At 42.5% G+C, this 12,832-nt stretch carries 11 protein-coding genes; 6 read left to right on the top strand and 5 right to left on the bottom strand.

What is annotated here, in order from left to right; translation table 11 throughout:
- Positions 1–39: 39 nt before the first annotated feature.
- Positions 40–1,176 (bottom strand): aminotransferase class I/II-fold pyridoxal phosphate-dependent enzyme, encoded by a 1,137-nt coding sequence (locus BVC89_RS26785; RefSeq protein ID WP_086934154.1) that lies wholly within the window; start codon positions 1,174–1,176, stop codon positions 40–42.
- Between the two features lie 14 nt (positions 1,177–1,190).
- Positions 1,191–1,823: a helix-turn-helix transcriptional regulator gene (locus BVC89_RS26780; RefSeq protein ID WP_086934153.1), complete on the bottom strand. Its 633-nt coding sequence runs from the start codon at positions 1,821–1,823 to the stop codon at positions 1,191–1,193.
- A gap of 382 nt (positions 1,824–2,205) precedes the next feature.
- Here BVC89_RS26780 and BVC89_RS26775 point away from each other — a divergent pair, with 382 nt between their 5' ends.
- The 6 genes from BVC89_RS26775 to lpdA all read left to right on the top strand — a co-directional run bounded on the left by BVC89_RS26775 (position 2,206) and on the right by lpdA (position 10,613).
- Positions 2,206–3,603, top strand: a complete 1,398-nt coding sequence (locus BVC89_RS26775; protein WP_086934152.1) for a thrombospondin type 3 repeat-containing protein — start codon at positions 2,206–2,208, stop codon at positions 3,601–3,603.
- 304 nt (positions 3,604–3,907) lie between these two features.
- Positions 3,908–5,296, top strand: coding sequence for a thrombospondin type 3 repeat-containing protein (locus BVC89_RS26770; RefSeq protein WP_086934151.1), 1,389 nt, complete (start codon positions 3,908–3,910; stop codon positions 5,294–5,296).
- Positions 5,297–5,692: 396 nt separating this feature from the next.
- On the top strand, positions 5,693–6,925 hold the full coding sequence (locus BVC89_RS26765; protein ID WP_086934150.1) for a 3-methyl-2-oxobutanoate dehydrogenase (2-methylpropanoyl-transferring) subunit alpha: 1,233 nt from the start codon (positions 5,693–5,695) through the stop codon (positions 6,923–6,925).
- A 1-nt stretch (position 6,926) separates the two neighbouring features.
- Positions 6,927–7,940, top strand: coding sequence for an alpha-ketoacid dehydrogenase subunit beta (locus tag BVC89_RS26760; RefSeq protein ID WP_086934149.1), 1,014 nt, complete (start codon positions 6,927–6,929; stop codon positions 7,938–7,940).
- 3 nt (positions 7,941–7,943) lie between these two features.
- The gene (locus tag BVC89_RS26755) at positions 7,944–9,254 is read left to right on the top strand and encodes a dihydrolipoamide acetyltransferase family protein (protein ID WP_086934148.1); all 1,311 of its coding nucleotides are present in this window, start codon (positions 7,944–7,946) and stop codon (positions 9,252–9,254) included.
- Positions 9,255–10,613, top strand: a complete 1,359-nt coding sequence (lpdA, locus tag BVC89_RS26750) for a dihydrolipoyl dehydrogenase (protein WP_086934147.1) — start codon at positions 9,255–9,257, stop codon at positions 10,611–10,613.
- Between the two features lie 114 nt (positions 10,614–10,727).
- Here lpdA and BVC89_RS26745 read toward each other — a convergent pair whose 3' ends face one another.
- The 3 genes from BVC89_RS26745 to BVC89_RS26735 all read right to left on the bottom strand — a co-directional run bounded on the left by BVC89_RS26745 (position 10,728) and on the right by BVC89_RS26735 (position 12,681).
- On the bottom strand, positions 10,728–11,090 hold the full coding sequence (locus BVC89_RS26745) for an MGMT family protein (protein ID WP_086934146.1): 363 nt from the start codon (positions 11,088–11,090) through the stop codon (positions 10,728–10,730).
- 111 nt (positions 11,091–11,201) lie between these two features.
- Entirely contained in the window at positions 11,202–12,074 is an 873-nt protein-coding gene (locus BVC89_RS26740) for a LysR family transcriptional regulator (protein ID WP_086934145.1), read from the bottom strand.
- A gap of 310 nt (positions 12,075–12,384) precedes the next feature.
- Positions 12,385–12,681 (bottom strand): hypothetical protein, encoded by a 297-nt coding sequence (locus tag BVC89_RS26735; protein ID WP_086934144.1) that lies wholly within the window; start codon positions 12,679–12,681, stop codon positions 12,385–12,387.
- Positions 12,682–12,832: the final 151 nt, after the last annotated feature.

The following is a 12,832-nucleotide window of genomic DNA, read 5'->3' as shown; positions in this document are numbered from 1 at the left end:
AACAGCAGAGAGCGGATAGTTCATTAGTGTGAACAGATTCTAGCTTTGTATTTTAATAATGTGATTATCAAAGGCGGCTAAACCTTCGTCTATTGCCAGGCGACCAAAACCTATACGAAAGCGATCTTTAGGTGTGTCACACAAATCTGATGCGTAAATGCTGCTTGGTAAAAGTAAGATGCCGCTTTCTTCGACTAATCTCCGTGTAAACTCTTCTACACCCTCCTTGCCTTTATAACGGGGAAAGGCGATACAAGAGGCGTCTGATACTTGCCAATCAAATAAATTTTGATACTTTGAAAAAAACGTATTAAGTTTGATCAGATTTTTATCGATAATCTCGCAATTTCTCTGTAGTAACTTCTTACCATTGCGTAATGCAATTCTGGCGAGCATCTCACTGGGTGCTGAATTACAAATGGAAAGGTAGTGTTTCATACGTTCCATTCTGGATAATAGAATTTTATCCTGACAACCAATCCAGCCTAATCTTAACCCGGGTAGCCCATAAGACTTTGACATTACGTTAAGTGATAATCCTTTTTCATAAACATCGGCAATCAACGGTAAAAATTTTGTGCCGCTGCGACCTAGACCATTAAATATCTCATCGCTTAAAATATAAATTCCGTGTTTTCTACATAATGTGATTAATGCTTCAAATCTATCTGAGGATAAGATGGCTCCCGTGGGGTTGTGGGGAAAATTTATTGTTATAAGTTTAGTATTGGGACGAATTGAGGCAGCGATACGATCAATATCTAAAGACCAGTTATCATCTGGATCAAGAGGAATTCCTGTTACATCACACAAGTTTAAAGGTAGGGTTTCGTGTGATTGATAGTTAGGGGTTACCACAATAGCGTGACTTGATTTATCTAGCAACACCATATTCGCGGCAAATATACCTTCACTTGCTCCTGCAAAACAGAGGATGTTATCACCAGATAAAGATGTAAATGTGCCAGCAATTGTCTCTCGAAGCTTAGGTGATCCAAAAGTTTCAGTATAGCCGAGCCATAAATTTTCATATTCTTCTCGCTCATCAGCTGTTGCCATATTTAGTAGTTCACGTATTGAAATACTTTGTGCATCAGAAGCTGTCATATGATAGCGTGCTTTAAATTCCCATTTTGAAAAATGGGTCTCCAGACGGAAATCGGGTAATGCAGTCATTTGGATTTTACCTCTTAAGATTCTCGGGCGGCGGCGATATAGTTGTAGGCAGTGGCACGAGAGACACCTAATAGTTGTGCAAAATGTTCAGGTGCTTTGCGTGTTGAAAATAAATCCTTACTATCTAAAAACCTGGCCAGGACAATTTTGTCTTGTTTACTCATTGCTTGTTTAGATAAATTTTTGCTTTTTAACCACTCATGCATTAGATAGTTAATTTGTTCACGCCAATCGTTACTAAAGAGTTCTTTGGGTTGAGTCTTATCAAAAGATAAAAAACTCTGAATACTACCCATTGTGTTTTCTAAAAATGAAACATCCAGATTTATACACAAAAGTCCGATAGCTTGCTGCTGTTCTGGTGAACGCAGTATGGTGGTTACTGATTTTAGTAGCCTGCCATCAGCTTCTCTTTTGGCGTAAGGACCAATAAAAGATGTAGATTCGTCATATTCATTGGTATCTTCATCTAACAAAGAGTTACTGCCTATATCTCGATCTGAAAACTTGTTCCATATCTTTGCTATTTTGCCTGTGTGTAAATCGTGTAAAACTACCTCAGCATTGGGCCTTAACAAGGCGGCAATGGCTTCTGCTATTGAGGAAGCCATCTGTAATTCAGCTTTACGCTTAGATTTATTGCTCATTTGGTTTTCATTTTTACTTGCGTTGTTTTGATTTAAACTTTTAGTCTAAATTAGAATTTTAGTCTACATTGAATTATATAACTTTGCAAACCCTAAAAGTCTCCCCCCTAAATGGGGGGTGTCATGAGAATCTTGCTAGATTCATAATGCCGTTTGTCTCCTACTCATATTCTTAAATAATCATCAATTGGCTTTCAAGCTGCAGGGAGGGGCACATATGGAAATTCACATCAGTCAAAAATCTATTTTGGTTTCATCAGTTCTTGTTAAATTTTTATTTTTTGAGCAATGCGTTTGTATTTTAACTCAGCAGTGTAGGTAGGAATTTAGTGAGTAATTCGGAAAGACATCTAGGTGTAGTTTAACTTTAAAGGAAATATGCATGCAAATTATAAATATTCTCGTTATTTTTTCACTATTAATTTTTAATACTAAAGCTTATGCTGATATCGCCGTGGCAGGTGGCTTTGATCCAAGTTATTTTGTGCGTGGCACTAGTAGCGATATTTCTGGAGCTCAGGGAATTGCTTCTACACAGCATACTCGCCATTTTAAATTAGAAGAGGATAGTGTTATCGGACGTGTCCAATGGGTCGGCTCACAAATACCTGAACATCAGTTTCTAGCGCCTATTTTTCAAATTAACTTTTATCACTCCACCGATGATCCAAACTTTAACCTAGTGGGGAAGCGCCCTCAGGTGCCTGCATTTGCTTCTTTTCTTGTCGAGCCAGAACATTCTTTTCTTGAGCGAGGACAATCAAATTTTATGGGTATTTTAGGTGAATCGCTAGCCTTACCAAAAGGAGACTATTGGCTTTCGATTTCTCTCTATGCTCCTAATATAAATGACGCCAACTATATTTGGCTATGGTCGAAAGGTGAAGGTTATGGCGCTTCTGCAAGATTTAATATTTCTAATCAGCAAATTATAATATCATCTTCAAGCAATTCTATTTTTACTCTTTGGGGGGAGCAACCTAACAATCCTTCTTTGGACTCAGATAATGATGGTGTAAACAATCATCTTGATCTTTGTCCGAATACTGTTGATCTTAATGAAATTGATGAAGATGGATGTAGTGATACCCAAAAGGATAGTGATAATGATGGTGTTAGTAATGATATTGATGAGTGTCCCGATAGCCTTGTTTCCACAATCTCGAGTTTGAGAGGTGTAAATAGTGTTGGTTGTACAATGTTGCAATTAGTTAGTCGCGATGGTTTGAAGGTTATATCTACCAGTGGTGATAGTCCTGTTAGTCGGGGTGGAGAAATCAGTGATGTTTCAGGTGAGGCACCAAGCAAAGCTTTTGAGGATCTCTTTGTCGGTCATAATAATATTGCGCAAATAAGCAAAGTTGCGTGGCGCGGTATGAGTATGCCTGAAGAGTACAAGGATGCCTATCCAATATTTGAAATTAGCTTTCACCGAGCCAAGCGTGATAGAAATTTTCCCTATGGCCACAAACCCGTTATTGAACCCTTTGCTTCATACACAATTGAAGGTGAAATCTTTACAAAAGGTGTTGGTTTTGATGGTAACCAAAGTATTTATTTTGCTAATCTGCCAGAGACTGTGGAATTAGATAGCAGTAACGATTATTGGCTTTCTATATCTTTGGCTGCACCCAATTTAAATAATAGTGGACTGCAATGGTACTGGGGTAGGGCAAGTGGCTTACTTTATTCGACTCGTTTAGATGTTACTACCGGTGAACTTAGTATTGTTAGTCAGACTTCAGTTTATAGACTTTATGGAAATTATATAAACGAATAGAGCGTATATAATATACTCTGCATTAACATACTATGGTGAGGCCTTCCCGCGGTCTCACTTTCTATTTTCTACAACAGACTAAAATCGTAAAACTGATAATTATTTGATAATTTTTTTTCTTTATTATTTTTTAAAAAGCCTCGGCAACTGTATTTAAAATTTATTGGCGTATTTCTTGTGTTGTTGTCATCTCTGTAATTTCCTGTTTTCTCTTTTAAATATTTCTTACATAAAAAATTGGATAAAATACATATTCGGTTTGGAACTGATATTCAGACGTTTGTTTTAATTTTAAGGAATACATATGAAAATTATAAATTTTATAATGCTTTTTTCGTTGTTTATATTTAATGCCGCAGCCAATGCTGATGTTGCTGTGGCCGGGAATTTTGATCGAAGCTATTTTGTTTTAGGTTCCAGTAGTGATATTTCTGGTGCTCAAGGTGCAGCTTCTACACAGCATATACGTCACTTTAATCTCGCTTTCGATAGTGTGATTGGCAGAGTTCAGTGGGTAGGTTCGCAAATACCAAACCCGCAATCTACCTTTCCGATTTTCCAGGTTAATTTTCACCATTCTGTGGATGATCCAGATTTTAATAATGCGGGTAAGCGCCCCCAAACTCCAGCTTTTGCCTCATATTTAGTGGAGCCTGATCATTCCTTTGTAGAGCGGGGGCAATCTAACTTTATCGCTGTTTTAAATGAACCATTAAGTTTGGCGAGAGGAGATTACTGGATTTCTATCTCGTTATATGCACCGAATATAAATGATGCGAATTATGTTTGGTACTGGTCGAAAAATAGAGGCTCTAGTGCTTCTGCTAGGTTTAATGTTGCTAGCCAGCAATTAACACCATCATCGAGTAGTTCTATTTTTATTCTTTGGGGGGATCAACCTAATAGCCCCTTCCTCGACTCGGATAATGATGGTGTTAATAATCACCTCGATCTCTGCCCAAATACTGTAGATGTAAATGAAGTGGATGAAAATGGTTGCAGCGATTCGCAGAAAGATACAGATGAAGACGGGGTTAGCGACGATATTGATGAGTGTCCCGATAGTGCTGTTGTGTCGGTTGCCACATTTAAAGGTGTTAATACTGCAGGATGTACAATGCGGCAGGTGACCAGTAGCGACTTGAAAATTGTATCGTCGAGTGTTGATAGCCCTTATAGTAGAAATGGTGTTATTAGTGATATTTCAGGTGCTGCACCAGTGAAAGCGTTTGAGTATCTCTGGCGGCGCAGTCAGAAAGTGCAGGTGAATAGAGTTGTTTGGCGGGGCATGAGTATGCCTCCTGAATATCCCAACGCCTTCCCGGTCTTTGCCGTTAGCTTTCATGAAGCAGAAGACGATAGAGCTTTCCCCTATAATCATAAACCTATTATAGAGCCGCTTGCTTCTTACATCATTGAAGGCGAAATTTTTACTGTGAATCAAGGTTCTGACGGTAAGCAAAGTATCTTTTATGCTGATCTACCTCAAGTAGTGGAGTTGGATGCTAACACCGATTATTGGCTTTCCATTTCTCTCGTTGCTCCCAACTTAAATAACAGTGGCCTTCAATGGTACTGGGGAAGATCCAATGGTTTACTCTATTCTGCCCGATTAGACTTGACTACGGGGGTACTTTCTCCGGTTAGTCAAAATGTTGTTTTTCGTCTCTATGGTAAAGATTTAGACCAGTAAATCTTTGCACTATTTGGTTAACACTTGGTGAGGTCTCTAGCGAGCTTCGCCAGGTTATACCAGCTCACTTTCATGGCGTTTCCATCTCACTTCCATCTCATAAGTGCCTCTCCTGTGCAGTCTTAAGAGACTTAGCCCGCAACTACCAACTTTCATCCAATCTGGGACTCTATACATAAGCTGGGCGTTAATTTTTTGCTTTCCAGGGGGAACATTTATTCTAAATTTTCGACTTAAAGGTATAAATTAGACTAAAATTTGCTTTAAATCGAATTTCAAAGCATAAATTTTGCGTGTAAACATAGATATAATTTTAACAATAATAAATAGTAGCGATTACGTGGTAATCCCCCTGGTGTCATCCCAGTAAATCCTACAAGCATTTGAGGATATTCTATGAGTAAGACCGCGCCACTCAGTCTCAATGTTCCTGAACCTGGTTGTCGACCTGGTGATGAACCTGATTTCTCTGATTTTGTTGTCCCAGAAGCTGGGGGTGTAACCAGACCCCCAATTGATGCTGATCCGAACGATATTCGCGATATGGCTTTTTCTATTATTCGAGTGCTAGATAATGAGGATCATGCCGTCGGCCCTTGGGCAGGTACGTTATCAAACGATGAGCTAGTCGAGGGGCTGCGTCATATGATGACATTGCGCATCTTCGATGCTCGTATGATGAATGCTCAGCGCCAAGGTAAAACTAGTTTCTACATTCAGCACCTAGGCGAAGAAGCAGTGAGCTGCGCATTCCGCAAAGCTCTGCAAGATGGTGATATGAACTTTCCTACGTATAGGCAAGCGGGTCTCCTTATCGCAGGGGGCTATCCTATGACGACGATGATGAATCAAATCTATTCTAATTCCCAAGATCCTTTGCATGGGCGTCAGCTGCCGATCATGTATTCCTCCAAAGAACATGGTTTCTTCAGTATTTCAGGTAATTTGGGGACACAGTTTATGCAATCTGTGGGCTGGGCGATGGCTTCAGCAATCTCTGGTGATACTCGTATTGCCGCAGGCTGGATTGGTGATGGCTCTACGGCGGAAAGTGATTTTCACGCGGCCCTCGTGTTCGCTTCTACTTATAAAGCACCTGTTGTTCTTAATATTGTGAATAACCAGTGGGCCATTTCTACCTTCCAGGGAATTGCACGTGGCGGTGTCGGTACTTTTGCGGCCCGTGGGCACGGTTTTGGGATTCCATCTGTACGTGTTGATGGCAACGACTATTTAGCGGTGCATGCGGTGGCACAATGGGCCAACGAGCGTGCGCGTTCTGGCTTAGGGCCGACCTTAATTGAGCATGTTACCTATCGTGCAGGAGGCCACTCGTCTTCGGATGACCCATCGGCCTATCGTGCTAAAGAAGAGGTGGCTGCCTGGCCCTTAGGCGACCCTATTGATCGCTTGAAAAAGCACCTTATTAAAATCGGTGCCTGGAGTGATGAGCAACATGCAAAAGCTGAAGAAGAGATTCTTGAGCAAGTCATTGCTGCTCAAAAAGAAGCAGAGTCTTGCGGTACTCTTGGCCATGGCAAAGTGCCGTCACCTAGAGATATGTTTGAAGGCGTCTACGAGACAATGCCGCCGCATCTGGTGAAGCAACGTCAGGAAGCGGGGTACTGATATGACACAGATGACGATGATTGAAGCCATCCGCGATGCTCACGATGTAGCGATGGGACGCGATGAAAAGGTGGTTGTGTTCGGCGAGGATGTGGGGTATTTCGGTGGTGTTTTTAGGTGTACTGCAGGTTTACAAGCAAAGTATGGTAAAACCCGCTGCTTTGATGCACCGATCAGCGAGCTCGGTATTGTCGGTGCTGCAGTAGGCATGGCGGCCTACGGTTTACGGCCTGTTATTGAGATCCAATTTGCTGATTATGTTTATCCCGGTATTGACCAAATCGTGTCGGAAGCGGCGCGCTTACGTTATCGCTCGGCAGGAGACTTCACCTGTCCTCTCGTGATTCGCATGCCCACCGGTGGTGGTATTTTTGGTGGCCAAACCCATAGTCAGTCTCCCGAAGCCTATTTTACTCACGTGGCGGGTTTAAAAACGGTCATGCCTTCTAATCCGCAAGATGCGAAAGGTCTATTTTTAGCGGCCATTGAAGATCCTGATCCGGTGATTATTCTAGAGCCTAAGCGACTTTATAACGGTCCTTTCGATGGTCATCACGATAAGCCAATTGTACCTTGGAAAAAACATGAGCAAGGTGATGTGGCCGAGGGTTATTACACCACGCCGCTGGGCAAGGCCGCAATTCGTCGAAGTGGTAACGAGGTTACTATTCTTGCTTATGGCACCATGGTTTATGTGGCTGAAGCCGCAGCCGAAGAGGCGGGTATAGATGCAGAGATAATCGATCTGCGCACCTTGTTGCCTCTGGATCTTGACGCTATCGAAACCTCCGTTAAGAAAACTGGACGTTGCTTAATTGTGCATGAAGCAACTAAAACCAGCGGCTTTGGCGCGGAATTAATGGCTCAGGTACAGGAGACATGCTTCTATCACCTTGAGTCGCAAATCATTCGTGTAACAGGTTGGGATACGCCTTATCCCCACGCGCAGGAATGGGATTACTTCCCATGTCCTAACCGGGTCGTTGCCGCCTTACACCAACTTATGGAGGAATAACTCATGGGTATCCATACTATTCGTCTACCCGATGTCGGTGAAGGTATTGCCGAAGCTGAATTAGTGGAATGGCCGGTTAAAATTGGCGATATCGTTAATGAAGATGATGTTGTTGCAGTAGTGATGACCGATAAAGCTGCCGTTGAAGTTCCTAGCACTGTTGCCGGCAAGGTGATGTGGTTGGGAGGTGAGGTTGGTGATCCAATTCCTGTCGGTGAAAAGCTGATCCAACTGGAAGTAGAAGGGGAAGGTAACGACACTGAAGTGGGGCTTGGAGAGGCAGGTAAAGTCGGATCCTCCTCGGCCACAGCCATTGCGAGTGCATCACCTAGTGAGCCAGATGTAGCTGCCTTCGCAGCTACTGAACAAACACCTACTCAAGCTCAGAATACTGAACGCAAATCCGCACCTGCAAAAGAAAGCCACACGCATATTCATCGAAGCAAACCCTTGGCAGCACCTTCTGTTCGTGCAAGAGCAAAAGCTGAAGGCATCGACTTGCGCAACGTGGTAGGTTCAGGTCCCGCTGGACGTATCAATCACCAGGATCTAACGGACTTTATCGAAAGCGGTGAAGCAGCTGGGCACAACGGTCATACTCATGGCCGTAAAAACAGTGTAAAAGAAATTAAAATGATCGGCATGCGGCGTAAAATCGCTGACAAAATGTCTATGTCGAAATCGCGCATACCTCATATTACTATTGTTGAAGAAGTGGATATGACGGAACTTGAAGAGTTGCGCAGTGCTTTAAATAAAAAGTACGTGGGCGAGCGTCCCAAGTTAACCTTATTGCCTTTTATGATGCGAGCAACTGTAGAAGCTGTGCGTGAGCAACCTGAAATAAATGCACGCTATGACGATGACTCCGGCATAATCCGTCAGCACGGAGCGGTTAATATTGGTATCGCTACGCAAACGGAAAACGGTTTAAACGTTACTGTCGTGCATCACGCTGAAGCTGCTAATCTTTGGGATAATGCCGGTAAGGTATCAAAACTCGCTGAAGAAGCTCGCAACGGTACCATCAAGTTGGAGAACCTTAGCGGTGGTACTATCACCATCACCTCATTAGGGCCTTTGGGCGCAATTGTCACCACGCCTATTATTAATCATCCAGAAGTTGCCATTGTTGGTATCAATAAAATGCAAACACGCCCCATGTGGGACGGTCAGCAATTTCAGCCTCGTAAAATGATGAATATTTCATGCTCGTTTGATCACCGTGTTATCGATGGTTGGGACGCTGCAGTTTTTGTTCAGAAATTGAAAACACTGCTGGAGACTCCAGCAATGTTATTTGTGGAGGGTTAGATGTCTGATCTTAAGTGTAAACTTCTTGTTATTGGTGCAGGTCCTGGTGGTTATAGCTGTGCTATTCGAGCTGGGCAACTGGGTGTAGAAACTATTGTTGTTGACCGTCGCCCTCCAGGTGGTACTTGCTTAAATATTGGCTGTATTCCATCGAAAGCCCTTATTCACGCGGCTGAAGAATTTCATAAAATTAGCCATGCTAATAGCAGCCCCTTAGGAATAAGTGTAGAAAAGCCTAGCATTGATTTAGCCACTACGGTTAAGTGGAAAGACGGTATTGTGAGACGCTTGAATGATGGTGTGAGTGGCTTATTCAGAAAATCAAAAGTTAAACTTATTGCAGGCGATGCGCGTTTTGTTGATGGTAAAACAGTTAGCGTAACTAGCGACGACGGCGAACATAGTATTCATGCTGAAAACATCGTTATCGCCACTGGCTCAGCTCCGGTTGAGATTCCTTCACTGCCATTTGGTGGCAATATTATGTCGTCCACCGAGGCTTTATCCCTAGACGAAGTACCGAAAACGCTTGCTGTGGTTGGCGGTGGCTATATTGGTTTAGAAATCGGTACTGCCTATGCCAAGATGGGAGCGCAGGTATCTATTATCGAAGCTACTGATAGAATTCTTCCTCAATACGATGCCGCTTTGATCAAGCCAGTTGCTAAACGCTTAGGTCAATTAGGTATCGAGCTGTGTTTAAATACTCAGGCTTTTGCCTATAAAGATGGCATGCTCGTGACCAGCAACGGTGATATTCCCGCTGATAAAGTTTTAGTGACTGTCGGACGTCGTCCGCTCACCAGTAGCGTGGGCGTGGAAGAGCTGATGTTATCCATGAACGGCCCCTTCATTGAAATCAACGATGCCTGTCAGACATCCATGCGAGGTATCTACGCTATCGGTGATGTAACGGGCGAGCCTATGTTGGCTCACCGAGCTATAGCTCAAGGTGAACTCGTTGCTGAACATGTAGCGGGCCATAAAGTGAGTTGGGATAAACAATGTATTCCCGCTGTATGTTTTACCGACCCGGAAGTGGTCACGTGTGGCTTGCTACCCAACGAAGCGGAAAACGCCACAGTATCTGAATTTCCTTTTGCTGCTAATGGTCGCGCATTAACAACAGAGCGAGATGATGGTTTTGTGCGTATTGTTGCACGTGAAGAAGATGGTGTTGTATTGGGTATTCAGGCTGTTGGGGCTGGTGTATCAGAACTTTCAGCAGCGTTTTCACTTGCCATAGAAATGGGTGCAACGTTAGAAGATATCGGCTCAACTATTCATGCCCATCCAACCCAATCCGAGGGTTTCCAAGAAGCTGCATTGCGAGCTTTGGGACAGGCTATTCACATTTAAGACTGACTATTAATAATATTCTCGGTACTTTTATCAAGTATCAAGTATCAAGTATCAAGTATCGAGGATACTACTTTCGCCGGGGATATTATTATAGGCCGACTTTATAAGAAATTAACCAAATAAATCTTGCTGCTTTGCCTGCCAATCAAAACGTTTCATATCTACTTGGTATTCATCTATAAACTCAACACCTTCTTGCAGTAATAAATCTTTTTGTCGATCTCGCAATTCCGATCGCACTACCATGGCAATTTCACCAGAGGCAGAAACGACTCGATGCCAGGGGATGTCAATCTTACTGGAGCCGCTCAAGGCATGTCCCACATTACGTGCGTCACCTGGACGACCTGCCATTTCTGCCACTTGCCCATAGGTTCCAACCTTACCTTCGGGAATGCGTTTTACAATGGCATAGAATTTTTGAAAAATTTCATCTTCGCTTAAGCTATCGTAATCAGGTGATGAATAATCCATCTTGTTTGAACTCTTAATAAAAGGGAAAATAAGTAATAATTTTAGCTGCCTATTATAATTCAGTGTGTAAAATATTTAACGTGTTATCGACTTGATGTTATAAAATATTGCTCAAACACTAGCTCCATCTACTAAGCTTTGTTTACTTAATAATACCTCGCTTAAGTACTGCATTAATATTTTAATTCTGGGGGTGTTTCTTAGGTCTGGGTGAGTAAGAATCCACAGTAAATGCGCGGGTCGTGGTGTGGCGCCAGGCAGCCGTATTAATTTGGGTTCTTGGTCGGCCATATAGCAAGCGCCGCGAGTTAGGCCTAAACCTGCAGCTGCGGCATCGTGGCGCATGATGATATCGTCTATTCTTATGCCTACAGGCACTTCTGGGAAGGGGGAGTCTTTTGTCCACTCGGGATATGCTGGATCGTTCTCCTTTCCTATCCAGAGATAATTGTCTTCAGAAGTATTCTTTAAATAGTCCTTGGCTGCGTAATAACATAATGAGTAGGTAAACAACTGACGGCCTACTAAATGTTCGGGTGGCGATTGGCTGCCCCTTATAACTACGTCGGCCTCTGATCGGTCAAGATTCACTTGTCTGTTAGTAACTTGCAGTGTTAGCTCAATTTTGGGATGTAGGCGAGAAAAGGCTAGCAGCTCATCAAAGATTAAGTAGCGTGCGATAGTTGGCGGAATAGAAAGCTTGATTGGGCCAGATAAATCCGGCCTATTTGCTCTCCGATGTCGCTCAGTGGCAAAGGCGATCTCTTCCATTTTGAGAGCAGAAGCGATGAGTTCCTTGCCTAATTCCGTTTCTCGGTACCCGCCTGGTATCCGCTCAAATAGTGGACTACCATAGAACTTGTTGATCTGTACTAAACGCCTGGAAATGGTGGCATGGTTGACACCTAATTCATCTGCTGCACCACGCAGAGTTTTTGCCCGATGTAGCGCCAGTACAATTCTATAATTATCCCATTCTTTCATTGGTGCAATATCGCACCAATTGCTATGAAAGTAAATCCACGACGACTTATATTTTTGTTGCTAAGGTATTAATGAAACAGTGATTTACTCTTAAAAATCGGATATGAAGTGGAAGGCGTGCTGATTTAAATCATTCGCGTTGGTATCTATTTTCAGCTCTGTTGGTGCATTTTAGTTGTGATGCCAACCTGTTAATACTATTTGTTATGGGGGAATACGCTTCTTGGGGAATGGGTGTCAGCGAGTAATGTGTCTCTAATCGGCTCTCACCCATAATATTAAAATAATAATCTTTGCTACATTACTTGTTTTAGGCTTTATCAATTTCTTCATGCCATTGATCTTGATAGCCTATCTTTTCTAAATACCCACCGAAAGAATTGTACAATTTTTCCGTCCAGTATTGAGAGCTTCCTTCGCAAGGTATTACGATATTTCCCTCGGCGGATGCGTTTACCATTGTCCAAAAGAATTGACTCAAATGAATAGCTTCACTTTCATTGAAGACTTCACCTCTTTTAATAATCTCTTGAGCAATGGAATCCCCTAGTTTATCTGCAAACAATAGGGCGACTACTTTTTCTTCATGGTAGAGGTAATTAATCATAACCTTCTAATTTATATGAGTGTTGCGTTTTTTAGCGTCAGCTTTTTTCATTAGCTATTGCGTAGATGAGCGATTTGATTTTTATTGGCACTAACAGGGTATGCAATCCCTAGCTTTTACATACGTTTCGCTTTATTAATATTACTCTCTT

The sequence above is a fragment of the Agarilytica rhodophyticola genome, from assembly GCF_002157225.2.
Taxonomy (GTDB): Bacteria; Pseudomonadota; Gammaproteobacteria; order Pseudomonadales; family Cellvibrionaceae; genus Agarilytica; species Agarilytica rhodophyticola.
This window is presented reverse-complemented; position numbering and strand designations above follow the sequence as displayed.